Annotated in this window: 9 protein-coding genes; 3 read left to right on the plus strand and 6 right to left on the minus strand. The window is 71.7% G+C overall.

The features are described from left to right. Nucleotides 1-58 precede the first annotated feature (58 nt). Both ACIOMQ_RS02475 and ACIOMQ_RS02480 read right to left on the minus strand, forming a co-directional pair. On the minus strand, nt 59-2,926 hold the full coding sequence (locus ACIOMQ_RS02475) for a serine/threonine protein kinase (RefSeq protein ID WP_402187654.1): 2,868 nt from the start codon (nt 2,924-2,926) through the stop codon (nt 59-61). Between the two features lie 182 nt (nt 2,927-3,108). Beyond that, complete coding sequence (locus tag ACIOMQ_RS02480; RefSeq protein WP_402187656.1) at nt 3,109-5,097, minus strand: serine/threonine-protein kinase; 1,989 nt, start codon at nt 5,095-5,097, stop codon at nt 3,109-3,111. A 120-nt stretch (nt 5,098-5,217) separates the two neighbouring features. On the opposite strand from ACIOMQ_RS02480, the gene ACIOMQ_RS02485 reads away from it, so the two are divergent. Further along, on the plus strand, nt 5,218-6,300 hold the full coding sequence (locus ACIOMQ_RS02485; protein ID WP_362207922.1) for a serine hydrolase domain-containing protein: 1,083 nt from the start codon (nt 5,218-5,220) through the stop codon (nt 6,298-6,300). Nucleotides 6,301-6,436: 136 nt separating this feature from the next. Here ACIOMQ_RS02485 and ACIOMQ_RS02490 read toward each other — a convergent pair whose 3' ends face one another. Next, nucleotides 6,437-8,143, minus strand: coding sequence for a glycerol-3-phosphate dehydrogenase/oxidase (locus tag ACIOMQ_RS02490; protein WP_362207919.1), 1,707 nt, complete (start codon nt 8,141-8,143; stop codon nt 6,437-6,439). Between the two features lie 301 nt (nt 8,144-8,444). Here ACIOMQ_RS02490 and ACIOMQ_RS02495 point away from each other — a divergent pair, with 301 nt between their 5' ends. Together ACIOMQ_RS02495 and ACIOMQ_RS02500 are read left to right on the plus strand one after the other, a co-directional pair. Next, nucleotides 8,445-9,707, plus strand: a complete 1,263-nt coding sequence (locus ACIOMQ_RS02495) for a nucleotide sugar dehydrogenase (protein ID WP_362207916.1) — start codon at nt 8,445-8,447, stop codon at nt 9,705-9,707. Between the two features lie 130 nt (nt 9,708-9,837). Next, on the plus strand, nt 9,838-10,431 hold the full coding sequence (locus ACIOMQ_RS02500) for a hypothetical protein (protein WP_362207913.1): 594 nt from the start codon (nt 9,838-9,840) through the stop codon (nt 10,429-10,431). Nucleotides 10,432-10,516: 85 nt separating this feature from the next. On the opposite strand, the gene ACIOMQ_RS02505 is transcribed toward ACIOMQ_RS02500, so the two are convergent. The 3 genes from ACIOMQ_RS02505 to ACIOMQ_RS02515 form a co-directional block, all read right to left on the minus strand. After that, complete coding sequence (locus ACIOMQ_RS02505) at nt 10,517-11,641, minus strand: GuaB3 family IMP dehydrogenase-related protein (protein WP_362207909.1); 1,125 nt, start codon at nt 11,639-11,641, stop codon at nt 10,517-10,519. A gap of 107 nt (nt 11,642-11,748) precedes the next feature. Next, on the minus strand, nt 11,749-13,254 hold the full coding sequence (guaB, locus tag ACIOMQ_RS02510) for an IMP dehydrogenase (RefSeq protein ID WP_402187658.1): 1,506 nt from the start codon (nt 13,252-13,254) through the stop codon (nt 11,749-11,751). 163 nt (nt 13,255-13,417) lie between these two features. Continuing rightward, entirely contained in the window at nt 13,418-13,993 is a 576-nt protein-coding gene (locus tag ACIOMQ_RS02515; RefSeq protein ID WP_072486721.1) for a sigma-70 family RNA polymerase sigma factor, read from the minus strand. Nucleotides 13,994-14,093: the final 100 nt, after the last annotated feature.

Consider the following 14,093-nt stretch of genomic DNA (forward strand, 5'->3'; position numbering starts at 1 on the left):
GAGACCGCACTGTGATGCTTGTCGCTCTGCCACCGCGCGGGTGACGCCCCGCCACACTTCAGGGCGTCACGCGGTAGGAAGCGATGGCTTGTTCGTAGATGTCCGAAACCTTGTCGCGCCGGTTCTCCGGGCCGATGACCTGGAGAATGTGGTAGCGGCCGTCGACGATCATCGCAAGATTTCGGACATACACCTCGCGTCCGGCGGCGTCCTGCCAGGTGAACTGGCCCTCGGCCATGGCCTGTCGGCCGACGTCGATCCGGCGCAGCCCGCTCGACCCCGACCAGCTGGAGTCGCGGAACGGCTGCAACTCCAGCTCCTTGTCGGCCTGGTACGCCAGCGGGTCGGCGCCCTTGGCCTTGACGGTGTCGCGTCCGGGGACGATCAGCAGACTGAAGCCGTCGCTGCCGTACCGGATCTGCCGGTCCGCGTTGGCCGGGCTGCGCTGCCAGCCCTTGGGCGCACCGATCTCGAAGCCCTCCGGGTCCTTGCGCAGGGCGTAGCCGGGGGCGAGCGCGACGGCGGAGCGGCTGGTCTGCGGCTGCTGCGCGCCGGAGGGCTGCGAGGACGGCTGCCCGCCGGAGGCACCGCCGCCGGGCTCCGGCGAACCGGACGCCGCCGGGCCCGAGGAACGGGTACCGGAGTCGCTGCCCGCCTTGGGCAGGAACATCACGGCGTACGCGATGGCCGCGACCAGGGCCAGCAGGATCAGCACCAGAAGCAGCCGTCCCAGCCGTCGCGGCGCCCGCCCCTCGCCCTGCTGGGGGCGGGGCGGCGGAGTACGCAGCGCCTTGGGGCCCTTGGGCTCGCGCGGCGCCCTGGGCGCCTTCTCCGCCCGGGGTCTGTCGTGCCGGTCGGTCTTCTCCTTCGTATGGCGGTGGCGGCCGTGGCCCGCGCCCTGGCCGCGGCGCCTGCGGACCAGCTCGCCCCGGCGGCGTACGACGGGGAGCCGGGCGCTGTCGGCGGACGGCAGCGGTACGACGTCCAGACCGGCCTCGGGCTCGGGCGCCGAGCGCACGAGGGAGCGCAGCCAGCCGCTCAGCTCCTCGAAGTCCGGCCGCTCGGTGGGGTCCTGGCGCAGCAGCGACTCGACGACGGGACGCAGCGGACCGCATTCCTCGGCGAAGGCGGGCGGCTCGGCGCACACCATCTGGACGAGCTCGGCCGCGTCCTCCTCCGGGTACGGGGCGTGGCCCTGGACGGCGCGGTAGAGCAGCGCGCCGAGCGCCCAGAGGTCGGTGACGGGGCCGATCGGCGGCGCCAGCTGCCAGTTCTCGTGGACGGGTCCGGCCTGCTCGGGCGCCCAGCGCTCGGTGACCGCGCCGACGACGGCGATCCGGGCCTGCCGGGCGCGCTCGGTCGCGAGGGTGGTGGCGGGGCCGCGGTAGACGGGGCCCGTACGGCCGCTCGCCGCGAGGTCGTCCCAGCGGGCCGGCTGCTGCTCGGGCCGGTGCGCGGGCAGTGCCGGGGAGTTGCCGTGGCGCCGGGCATCGGCACGCAGGGCGTCCTCGCCCGAGCCTCCGGCGGGGACCGGACGCCCGGATCCGGGCCCGTCGCTCCAGGTGCCGGTGAGATGCAGCCGTCGACCGGACGGTGCCCGGCCGTCGCCCCCGTACCCGTCGTCGTCCTCGTCGTCGTGGGGGGTGTCCTCGTACGGGACGCGTTCGTGCGGGCCCTCGGCGTGCGGGCGTTCGGCGGCTCGGCTCCAGGGGGAGACCGGCTGCGGTCGGTCGTGGTCCGGGTCGGCCGGTCGCATGCCTTCCGGCGGTACAGGACGCTGGACGGGGAGGTTTCCGGTGTCCTCCGCCTCGTCCGCTCCGTCCCGGCGCCGGTCCTCGCCGGCCCGGGCGGCGGCGCGGGCGCCCGCGCGGTAGGCGGCGATGGCTCCGGCACGCTCGGCCCGCGACTGCGCCGCGCTTCCCGTTCCGGGGGCGGGTGCCGGGAGGGCGGGGTTCACCGACCGCGGTACGGCCTCCAGCTCGACCGTGGGCTCGCCCTGCACGTCGCCGCGCGGGGCGTCACCGTGCGGAATCTCCGCGTCGGACGGATCGTCGCCGTCCTCGTCGTACGGAGCGTCGTCATCGTACGGAATCTCCGCGTCGGACGGATCGTCGGCGGCATCGTCGTACGGAATCTCCGTGTCGTACGGAGCGTCGGCGGCATCATCGTACGGAGCGCCGGTCGCCCGGCCCGTCTCGATCGCCGCCGGGCCGCGCGAGGCCGGCACCTCGGCCGGCGGGGCGGACGGCACGGGCGGTACCCGGGGGACGGGAGGCGCGAACGGCCCGGACGGGCCCGTCCGGGCCACCGGGCGGCCGAAGGCGATCTCGTCCTCGTCGTCGGGCTGCGGCGTTGCGACGTATCCGCAGAGCGCCTCCTCCGCGGCCCCGGCCGCCAGGCCGGTGAGTACGACGCGGCCGTCGTCGCAGATCAGCACCGTACGGACGGTGATGTTCCGGTGCGTCCAGCCATGGGCGTGCAGCACCCGCAACGCGGTCAGCACGTCGGAGCCGATCTCGGCGGCCCGGAAGGGATCGAGCGGGCGATCCGTCAGCAGGGCCGCGAGCGGGCGGGCCATGACGAGTTCGCTCACGATCCAGAGCGAGCCGGCCTCGGCGAACACGTCGAAAACCTGGTCGAGCCTGGGGTGGTCGGGGACCTGGGCCGCGGCCTGCGCCGCCTCGATGGCGCGCCGCACCACCGGATCCGCGGGCCGCCGCACGGCACGCCCGGTGATCTGCCGGGCCGGGCCGTCGGCGTCGAGCACCTCGGCGTCCACCACTTCGGGCAACGGCACCTGCCGGACCAGGACCTCCTGCCCGCTGTAGGTGTCGAACGCCCGGATCTCGACCGGTTCGTACTCATCGGACGGAGGCAGCGGAAGGCGGTAGCGGTCGGCAAGCACCCGACCCGCGTAGTCGTCCACGACGCCTCCCCAGAGCGCGCTGTCCCCCCGGCCACGATGACCGCACGAACCATCAATTGCGGTCACTTACCGTGCAATTGACCCGCCGTTCCGGCTGCGTACGGCTTTCAGGCTCTCACGATACGTGGCAAGTGACGGCCACGCGCCAGGGTCGGCGCATCCCGGCCCTTTTCACCCGCGGATCAGTCGGCGGGCCCGAACGTGTCGAACGCGGTCTTGCGCAGCGTCCGGCACTCCTCGCTGTCCCATTCGCTCGCCTTGCAGCTGATCATGATCGCGTAGCCGTGGGTGGCGTCGACCTTGAAGCCGCGGTTCAGCACCCGGACCCGCTGGCCCTGCTGGGTGCGCTCGAACTGCCAGTCGGCGACGGTCGGGTATCCGTTGTACTGGACCTTGCCGATGCCGAGGTGGTGGTAGCCGTTGCTGCTGGCCGCGACGGCACTCTTCGCGGAGTTCCAGGCCGCGGCGGCGTCACCGCCGGGCGAGTCGGTGTAGTCGACCTGGACGCGCGGGAAGCCGCCGTCGACGTTGTAGATGGCACCCGAGTTGTTGCCCGCCGTCTTGTCGAACCGGAATTTCTCGGGCAGCGCCATCGTGAAGTGGAAGTCCTTGCTCGTGACCTTCCGGTACCCGGCGGGCGGGGCGTCCTGCGGCTTGTCGCCCCCGGAACCGTCCGAGCCCTTGTCCGAGCTGTCGCCCTTGCCCTGGTCCTTGCCCTGATCGCCGCCCTGGGCCTTGCCGCTGCCGTTGCCACTGTCGGTGTCGGCGGAGCTCCCGGCCGTCGTCGAGGCCCCGGCGGAGGTGGACTTGTCGTCCTTGCCGCTGCCGCCGTCCGCGTCGGCCTTGTCGCCTCCGTCGAGTGTGAGCGCGAGGACCGTGCCGATGACGGCGAGCACGATCACGGCCGCGATGATCGCCAGGGTGCGACGCGGCACCACGTCCGTGAGGGACGCACGGGGCGGGGTGGTCGGCGACGTGGCCTGGCGCGGGGGCGGTACGGCGGCGGAGGCCGTAGCAGGCTTTGCCGGGGCCGCGGTCCGGGCGGGCTTCGACATGTTCGCCGCACCACCGGCCGACGGGGCGGCCGCCGGAGGCGTCGAGGGCGGGGGCGGTGCGGTGGCCGGGGCCGCAGCCGCGGCGGCCGGGGGCGTCTTCGCGTTCCGGACGGAGCGCAGCGCGCCCCGCAGCCGGTCCCGCGCCCCCTCGCCCGACTCCCCGGGCTTCGACGCCGCCTTGGCACTGGAATCGGCGGTCTTCCCCGGCAGCGCCATGATCTGGGTGGCGTCGGCGGGCGGGGGCACCACCGGGTCCGGCTTCTCGGGGGCGTGGATCACGTCATTGAGCAGGGCGCGCGCGCCCGCTTCGTCGAGCCGCTGATCGGGGTCCTTGGCGAGCAGGCCGTAGATGACCTCCTTCAGCGGACCGGCGTTCTTCGGCGGGTCGAGCGGCTCGGTCATCACCGCGGTCAGGGTGGCGATGGCCGACCCCTTGTCGTACGGCGGGGAGCCTTCGACGCTGGCGTAGAGCAGTCCGCCGAGCGACCACAGGTCGGCGGGCGGTCCCGGCTTGTGTCCGCGGGCGCGCTCCGGGGAGATGTACGAGGGTGCGCCGACGAGCATGCCGGTGGAGGTGACCGACGGGTCGCCCTCGACCTGTGCGATGCCGAAGTCGGTCAGCACGACCCGGCCGTCCTCGGCGATCAGCACATTGGACGGCTTCACGTCACGGTGCAGAATGCCCTCGCGGTGCGCCGAACGCAGCACGTCGAGGATGGCGAGGCCGACCTCGGCGGCGCGCTTCGGCGTCAGCACCCCGTCCTCGCGGATGGCCTCGGCGAGGGACTTGCCCTCGATCAGCTCCATCACGATCCACGGCCGGTCGTCCTCGTCGACCACGTCGAAGACCGTCACCGCGCCGTTGTTGCGGATCCTGGCGATCGCCTTCGCCTCGCGCAGCGTGCGCGTGATGAGGCGTCGCTTCTCGTCCTCGTCGATGGCCGAGGGGAACCGCAGCTCCTTGACCGCGACCGTGCGGCCCAGCGTCTCGTCGACGGCGCGCCAGACCGTGCCCATACCGCCCCGGCCGAGCACCTCCCCGAGCCGGTACCGCCCCGCAAGGAGACGCCCGTCCTTGTCCCGTTGGGGCTCCCGTGCCTGCTCCGCCTCCGACATGCGTCCCCTCTGCGATCAACCCGCCCTGGCAGAGCGTTCATTGTCCCTCACCCCGGGACCGGTCATGGTGCCGGGTCCGCGGGCCCGCCATCATGTGGCCGGAGGAAGGGAATCCCTGCCGTGCCGAAACTCAGGGCGCTGTTCGCCACCCCGCTGCTACTGGCGCTGTTCTGCCTGGGAACAGCGACCCTGCCCAGCGAACCACACCTCACGCCCGCAGCCACCTACCTTCCGCGGCTCGTCGCCGGGGGCGGTCCTCCCACGGCAGCGCTGCTGGCCCATCACGCCTCCCCCGCACCGTACGACACCTACCGTTCGACGGGCCCAGGTATCCACAGGGCGGACCGGTTCCGGGCCGGGAGCATCACCAAGACCTTCGTCGCCACCGTCGTGCTCCAACTCGCCGGGGAGGGAAGGCTGCGGCTGTCGGACACGGTCGACCGGCTGCTGCCCGGCCTGATCCACGGCAACGGAAACGACGGCCGCCGCATCACCCTGCGTGCCCTGCTCGGCCACACCAGCGGCCTCTACGACTACACCGCCGACACCTCCGCCCACCCCGTCTCCGCCACCGCGGCGGTCCGCCTCGCCCTGGCCCACCGTCCGACGAACGCCCCGGGCCGCTACTCCTACTCCAACACCAATTACGTCGTCCTGGGGCTCATCGTCCGACGCGTCACCGGACACGGCTACGCCACCGAGATCCGCCACCGCATCATCACCCCCCTCCATCTCACCGGCACCTCTCTGCCCGGCGCCCGCACCACGCTGCCCTCGCCGCACGGCCGTGGCTTCACCCGCGACCCGGCCGACGGCAGCCTGCGCGACGTCACCGTGCTCGACCCGCGCACGGCGGGCGCGGCCGGGGAACTGATCTCCACGCTCGCCGACCTGAACCGCTTCTACGCGGCCCTGCTGGGTGGGCGCCTCCTCCCGCCCGCCCAGTTGGCGGCCCTGCTGAACACCGGTGCCACGCACGGCGTCTACGGCCTGGGCATCTATCCTCAGCGACTCTCCTGCGGCATCACCGTCTGGGGCCACAACGGCCACATAGCGGGCAGTTACGTCCGTACCGCCGCCACGCGCGACGGCCGGCACACCCTGACCTACCGCGTCGACACGGACACGCTGACCGATACGGAGACGCTCGAATCGGCGCTGCTCGACGCGGAGTTCTGCGGCCGCGCTTCCCACGCCCGGTGAGCGCCGCCCGAACGAAGGACCCCGCGCCCGAAGAGGCCGGGCCCGAGCAAAGGACTCTGCCCCGGAGAGACCGGGCCCGAGCAAAGGACCCCGCGCCCGGAGAGACCGGGCCCGAACGAAGGTCCCTGCCCCGGCCCTAGAGCGGCACGATGTCCGGCGCGCCGAGCCGCGCCGCGTCCGCCGTGAGGTCGTCCGGCTGCCGCTGCGACTCCCGCTCCGCCTGCACCCGCTTCTCGTAGTGCTCGACCTCCCGGTCGATCTGCCCCTCGTCCCAGCCCAGTACCGGCGCCATCAGCTCCGCGCAGATCCTGGCGCTGCGCGTGCCCCGGTCGAAGGTCTCTATGGAGATCCGGGTGCGGCGGGTCAGTACGTCGTCGAGATGGCGGGCCCCCTCGTGCGAGGCGGCGTAGACGATCTCGGCCTTCAGATAGTCGTCCGCCGACGGGAGCGGTTCGCCCAGTGCCGGATCGCCGGCGATCAGTTCAAGGAGCTCCTCGGTCATGGAGCCGTAGCGGTTGAGCAGGTGCTCCACCCGGGCGACATGGAGCCCCGTCCGGGCCGCGATCCTCGCCCGGGAGTTCCACAGCGCCCGGTAGCCCTCTGCCCCCAGCAGCGGGATGTCCTCGGTGACGCAGTCCGCCACGCGCTGGTCGAGGCCGTGCACCGCCTCGTCCACGGCGTCCTTCGCCATCACCCGGTACGTCGTGTACTTGCCGCCCGCCACGACCACGAGACCGGGCAGCGGATGCGCGACCGTGTGCTCGCGCGAGAGCTTGCTCGTCGCATCCGACTCGCCGGCCAGCAGCGGCCGGAGCCCCGCGTAGACGCCCTGGACGTCGTCCCTGGTCAGAGGGGTGGCAAGGACCGAGTTGACGTGTTCGAGGAGATAGTCGATGTCGGCGCTGGACGCCGCGGGGTGCGCCTTGTCCAGGTCCCAGTCGGTGTCCGTCGTCCCGACGATCCAGTGCCGTCCCCACGGAATGACGAAGAGGACGGACTTCTCGGTCCGCAGGATCAGGCCGGTCGAGGAGTGGATGCGGTCCTTCGGGACGACCAGGTGGATGCCCTTGGAGGCCCGGACGTGGAACAGCCCGCGCTCGCCGATCAGCGCCTGGGTGTCATCCGTCCAGACCCCGGTCGCGTTGACCACCTGTGTGGCCCTGACCTCGTACTCACCACCCGCCTCGACGTCCTCCACACGGGCGCCGACGACCCGCTCGCCCTCGCGGAGGAAGCCGGTCACCCGTGCCCGGTTCGCCACATGGGCGCCGTAACCGGCGGCGGTGCGCACCAGGGTCGCCACATAGCGGGCGTCGTCCATCTGCGCGTCGTAGTACTGCAACGCCCCGACCAGGGCGTCCTTCCTCAGCGCCGGGGCGACCCGCAGGGCTTGGCGGCGGGACAGGTGCCGGTGGACGGGCAGACCGCGGCCGTGCCCCGACGACACCGACATCGCGTCGTAGAGCGCCACTCCGGAACCGGCGTAGAGCCGCTCCCAGCCCTTGTGCTGCAACGGGTAGAGGAACGGCACCGGCTTCACCAGATGCGGGGCCAGCCGCTCCAGGAGCAGACCACGCTCCTTCAGCGCCTCGCGGACGAGCGCGAAGTCGAGCATCTCCAGATATCTCAGCCCGCCGTGGATCAGCTTGCTCGACCTGCTCGATGTGCCCGAGGCCCAGTCACGCGCCTCGACCAGGCCCGTCGAGAGCCCTCTCGTCGCCGCGTCCAACGCCGTACCGGCGCCGACCACACCCGCCCCCACGACCAGCACGTCCAGTTCGCGCTCGGCCATCGCGGCGAGCGCCTCGGCGCGCTCCGCGGGTCCCAGTGTCGCTGTCCTCACCGCTGCCTCCCGGGTAGATCGGGGTGGTCCGGCCCGGGACGCGACCCGACCGAGCGGTCGGACGCCCCGTGCCCACCTCTCGATTCTGTCCGGCGTCCACGACTTCGGCCACCGCCTGTGGACAACACCAGGACGACGACAGCCACGCAATGCGGCATATAGGTCATATTTACGCCTAGTCTGACATTGCGCTGTCCCCAGCGGTTGCGCTTTCTGCTCTCATGGTCTTGGGACCGACCGGCAAACAGAGGGTGGCGCCCTCCATCTGCCGGTCGGTCCAAGGGAAGGACGGCCCATCCACATGCCCGCAGACCTCGCAGTCATCGGACTCGGCCATCTCGGCCTGCCCCTCGCCCAAGCCGCCGTCGCCGCCGGTGTCCAGACCGTCGGCTACGACATCGACCCGCGCGCCTACGCGGAACTCTCCGCGGGCCGCACCCCCGTCGAGGGATCGCTCACCGCCTCGGACATCCGCCGGATGCTCTCGGGGGGTTTCCGGCCCACCACCAACCCGGCCGAACTGGGCCGGGTCCGTACCGCGGTGATCTGCGCGCCCACCCCGCTCGGCGCCGACCGCACCCTCGACCTCACCGCCGTCGGCGACGCGGCCCGCGCGCTGGCCGCCCGGCTGCGTCCGCACACCACCGTGCTGCTGGAATCGGCCGTACAGCCCGGCACCACCGAGAGCTATGTGCTGCCCCTCCTCGAAGAGGGCTCGGGGCTCCGCGCCGGCCGCGACTTCCACCTCGCCTACTCCCCCAGCCGCCTCGACCCCGGCAACCGGACCCACGTCTACGCCAACACCCCCAAGGTCATCGGCGGTCTCACCCCCGCCTGCACCGAGTCCGCCGCCGCCTTCTACGGCCGCCTCACCGACAAGGTCGTCCGCGCCCGCGGGCCGCGCGAGGCCGAGATGACGAAGGTCCTGGAGACGAACTTCCGGCACGTCAACATCGCCCTGGTCAACGAGATGGCGGTGCTCTGCCACGATCTCGGCGTCGACCTGTGGGACGTCATCCGGTGCGCCGAGACCAAGCCCTTCGGCTTCCAGCCGTTCCGTCCGGGCCCCGGCGTCGGCGGTCACGGCGCCCCCGTCGACCCGGGATACCTTCCGTACAACAGCCGCACCCCCGGCCACCCCCTGCGGATGGTCTCGCTCGCCCAGGAGATCAACGACCGGATGCCCCAGTACGTGATCCAGCGCTGCGCCACTCTCCTGAACGAACACGGCAAGTCCGTACGCGGCGCCCGGGTGCTGCTCCTCGGGGTCACCTACAAGCCGGACCTCGCCGACCAGGAGGCGTCCCCCGCCCGGGAGGTCGCGACCCGGCTGATGGACATGGGCGCCCAGATCGGCTACCACGACCCGCACGTCCTGGACTGGCGGATCCGCGAACTCCCCGTCCCGCGCGCCGACTCGCTGTACGAGGCGGCGTCGAGCGCCGACCTCACGGTGCTGCTCCAGCACCACCGCACGTACGACCTCCAGGGCCTCGCGGTGAAGGCCCAGCTCCTCCTGGACACCCGGGGCGCGACCCCCGCGGGGGCAGCGCACCGGCTGTGAGAAGAAAGGGTTCCCCGAGGATTCAAAAGGGTTCGCCAAGGATTTCGGTGGGCGATGTCGTAGGTGGCTGCTAGCCTGCGGCGTCGCTTCTCGCACAATCGTGCGCTTCCGTCCCAGGGGGGATCCCACCATGAGCCAGCCCGTGCCACCGCCGAACCAGCCGCAGCAGCCGTACGACGCACAGCCCGGCGGCGGCAACCCGTTCGCAGGCCAGCAGCCGGGACAGCCCGGCGCGCCGACCGGCAACCCGTTCGCCGGGCAGCAGCCCGGCCAGCCCGGCGTCCCGTTCGGCGGCGCGCCGTTCGCCCCGCCGGCCCCGGCCCGCAACAACATCGGCCTCGGCCTGGCCGCCGCCGTCGTCGCGGTCGTCGTCGCCGCGGGCATCTACGGCGCGATCATCGGCGCCACCAAGCACGAGATCGGCTACGCGGCCGTGGGTGTCGGCGCCATCGTCGGCTTCGCCGCGGGCAAGCTCGGCGGCCGCAACCCCGTCCTGCCGGTCATCAGCGCCGTCCTCGCCCTGATCGGTGTCTACTTCGGCCAGCTGCTCGGTGAGGCCATCATCATCAGCAAGCAGCTCCCTCTCTCGGTCAGCGAGATCTTCTTCGACCACTTCAGCGACCTGAACAAGGTGTGGAAGGAAGACGCCGACCCGCTGACGTTCGTCTTCATCGTGATCGCCGGAGTCGTCGCCTTCTCGGCCGCCCGCAAGGCGTCCGACTGATCGCCGCCGGCTGATCGCGACATACGGGAGGGCCCGGACCGCACACGCGGTCCGGGCCCTCCCGTATGTCACAGCCCTCGCAGGGTCAGCGGCTGTGCTGGGAGTCCGCCACCGTCACCTCGACGCGCTGGAACTCCTTGAGGTCGCTGTATCCCGTCGTCGCCATCGCCCGGCGCAGCGCACCGAAGATGTTCATCGAGCCGTCGGGGGTGTGCGAAGGACCGGTGAGGACCTCCTCGGTCGTGCCGACGGAGCCCAGGTCCACCAGCTTGCCGCGCGGCACGTCCTCGTGGACGGCCTCCATGCCCCAGTGGCGGCCGCGGCCCGGCGCGTCCGTCGCACGGGCCAGCGGGGAGCCCATCATCACGGCGTCCGCGCCGCAGGCGACGGCCTTGGGCAGGTCGCCGGACCAGCCGACGCCGCCGTCCGCGATGACGTGCACGTACCGGCCGCCGGACTCGTCCATGTAGTCGCGGCGGGCCCCGGCCACGTCGGCCACCGCGGTCGCCATGGGGACCTGGATGCCGAAGACGTTGCGCGTGGTGTGCGCGGCGCCGCCGCCGAAGCCGACGAGGACACCGGCCGCGCCGGTGCGCATCAGGTGCAGGGCGGCGGTGTACGTGGCGCAGCCGCCGACGATCACCGGAACGTCCAGCTCGTAGATGAACTGCTTGAGGTTGAGCGGCTCGGCCGCACCCGACACGTGCTCCGCGGAGACCGTCGTACCGCGGATGACGAAGATGTCCACGCCCGCGTCGACGACGGCCTTGGAGAACTGCGCGGTGCGCTGCGGGGAGAGCGCGGCGGCGGTGACGACGCCGGAGTCGCGCACCTCCTTGATGCGCTGCCCGATCAGCTCTTCCTGGATCGGCGCGGAGTAGATCTCCTGGAGGCGGCGGGTCGCCGACTCGACGGGCATCTCGGCGATCTCGTCGAGCAGCGGCTGCGGGTCGGCGTGCCGGGTCCACAGGCCCTCTAGGTTGAGGACACCGAGGCCGCCGAGCTCACCGATCCGGATCGCGGTCTGCGGGGAGACCACGGAGTCCATGGGAGCCGCCAGGAACGGAAGCTCGAAACGGTAGGCGTCGATCTGCCAGGCGATCGAGACCTCCTTCGGGTCGCGGGTACGGCGGCTCGGAACGACGGCGATGTCGTCGAATGCGTACGCCCGGCGGCCGCGCTTGCCGCGCCCGATCTCGATCTCAGTCACGATGGTGTGGCCTTTCCCTCTATGTCTGCGCTGTCCAGTATCCCCGACACACGGCTGAGGGGCGGTCCCGGGAACCCCCGGGCCGCCCCTCGGCTGCGCTGGACGCGTTACTTCCTGCTGTAGTTCGGTGCTTCGACCGTCATCTGGATGTCGTGCGGGTGGCTCTCCTTGAGACCCGCCGACGTGATCCGGACGAACCGGCCGTTGGCCTGGAGCTCCGGGACGGTGCGGCCGCCGACGTAGAACATCGACTGGCGCAGGCCGCCGGTGAGCTGGTGGACGACCGCGGAGAGCGGGCCGCGGTAGGGGACCTGGCCCTCGATGCCCTCGGGGACCAGCTTCTCGTCGGAGGCGACGCCCTCCTGGAAGTAGCGGTCCTTGGAGAACGACTTGCGGTCGCCACGGGTCTGCATCGCGGCGAGCGAACCCATGCCGCGGTACGACTTGAACTGCTTGCCGTTGATGAAGAGCAGCTCGCCCGGGGACTCCTCGCAGCCCGCGAGCAGCGAGCCGAGCATCACGGTGTCCGCGCCGGCCACCAGGGCCTTGGCGATGTCGCCGGAGTACTGCAGGCCGCCGTCGCCGATGACCGGGACACCGGCCTCCTTGGCGGCGAGCGAGGCCTCGTAGATCGCGGTGACCTGCGGGACGCCGATGCCGGCGACGACGCGGGTGGTGCAGATGGAGCCGGGGCCGACGCCGACCTTGATGCCGTCCACGCCGGCGTCGATCAGCGCCTGGGCGCCGTCACGCGTGGCGATGTTGCCGCCGATGACGTCGACGCCGGAGGCATTCGACTTGATCTTGGCGACCATGTCGCCGACCAGCCGGGAGTGGCCGTGGGCGGTGTCGACGACGATGAAGTCGGCACCCGCCTCGATCAGCGCCTGGGCCCGCTCGAAGGCGTCGCCCGCGACACCGACGGCGGCGCCGACCAGCAGCCGGCCTTCCTTGTCCTTGGCGGCGTTCGGGTACTTCTCGGCCTTGACGAAGTCCTTGACGGTGATGAGGCCCTTGAGGACCCCCGCGTCGTCGACCAGCGGAAGCTTCTCGATCTTGTGGCGGCGCAGCAGCTCCATGGCGTCCACGCCGGAGATGCCGACCTTGCCGGTGACCAACGGCATCGGCGTCATGACCTCGCGCACCTGGCGCGTGCGGTCCGACTCGAACGCCATGTCGCGGTTGGTGACGATGCCGAGCAGCCTGCCCGCGGCGTCGGTGACCGGGACACCGCTGATGCGGAACTTGGCGCACAGCTCGTCGGCGTCGCGCAGCGTCGCGTCCGGGTGCACCGTGATCGGGTCGGTGACCATGCCGGACTCGGAGCGCTTCACCAGGTCGACCTGGTTGGCCTGGTCGGCGATGGAGAGGTTGCGGTGCAGCACACCGGCGCCGCCCTGCCGGGCCATGGCGATCGCCATGCGGGCCTCGGTGACCTTGTCCATCGCGGCGGAGAGCAGCGGGATGTTCACCCGCACGTTCTTGGAGATGTACGAGGAGGTATCGATCTGATCGGGCGCCATGTCCGACGCGCCGGGCAGCAGCAGCACGTCGTCGTATGTCAGCCCGAGCGTCGCGAATTTCTCGGGCACTCCGTCGACGTTTGCAGTCATGACACCTTCCCCAAATGGCCTTGATCGGTGCGGATGTCCATGCTAACGGCCTTCGGAGGTATCTCATTCCACGAACAAGATCAACCAGAGGTTCTGTAGTTTCGTACGGACCCGGGCGGGCAGCCGGCACGGCTCCGGACAGGCGGCCCCGCGCGGGTCCGGCTCACTGCTCCGCGAGGGCCCGCAGCCTGCTCAGCGCCCGGTGCTGGGCGACCCGGACCGCGCCCGGCGACATGCCCAGCATCTGTCCGGTCTCCTCCGCGGTCAGACCGACCGCGACCCGCAGGACCAGCAGCTCACGCTGATTGTCCGGAAGGTTGGCGAGAAGTTTCTTGGCCCAGGCGGCATCGCTGCTGAGCAGCGCGCGCTCCTCGGGCCCGAGCGAATCGTCCGGCCGCTCGGGCATCTCGTCGGAGGGCACGGCCGTCGATCCCGGGTGCCGCATGGCGGCCCGCTGGAGATCGGCGACCTTGTGGCCCGCGATGGCGAAGACGAAGGCTTCGAAGGGCCTGCCGGTGTCCTTGTAGCGCGGCAGCGCCATCAGCACCGCGACGCACACCTCCTGCGCCAGGTCCTCCACGAAGTGGCGGGCATCACCGGGCAGCCGGTTCAGCCGGGACCTGCAATAGCGCAGCGCGAGGGGGTGGACGTGGGCCAGCAGATCATGGGTGGCCTGCGCGTCTCCCTCGACGGCACGGTGCACCAGTGCACCGATTCCCGTCGTCTCGTCGTCGCGCATCGGACCATGGTGCCTCGGAGCCGCGTCTTCTGCCCCGCCGCGTCCGTAGTTGTGCACCGAAGCGTTATGAGCGGGTGCGCCGGAAGTCATGTCCTGCGCC

This window comes from Streptomyces sp. NPDC087845 (genome assembly GCF_044742755.1).
Classification (GTDB): domain Bacteria; phylum Actinomycetota; class Actinomycetes; order Streptomycetales; family Streptomycetaceae; genus Streptomyces.

Excerpts from the sequence above, each read along its gene's own strand:
- ACIOMQ_RS02515 (WP_072486721.1), bottom strand. The coding sequence starts at position 13,993 with ATGCGCGACGACGAGACGACGGGAATCGGTGCACTGGTGCACCGTGCC.
- guaB (WP_402187658.1), bottom strand. The coding sequence starts at position 13,254 with ATGACTGCAAACGTCGACGGAGTGCCCGAGAAATTCGCGACGCTCGGG.
- ACIOMQ_RS02480 (WP_402187656.1), bottom strand. The coding sequence starts at position 5,097 with ATGTCGGAGGCGGAGCAGGCACGGGAGCCCCAACGGGACAAGGACGGG.
- ACIOMQ_RS02500 (WP_362207913.1), top strand. The coding sequence starts at position 9,838 with ATGAGCCAGCCCGTGCCACCGCCGAACCAGCCGCAGCAGCCGTACGAC.
- ACIOMQ_RS02495 (WP_362207916.1), top strand. The coding sequence starts at position 8,445 with ATGCCCGCAGACCTCGCAGTCATCGGACTCGGCCATCTCGGCCTGCCC.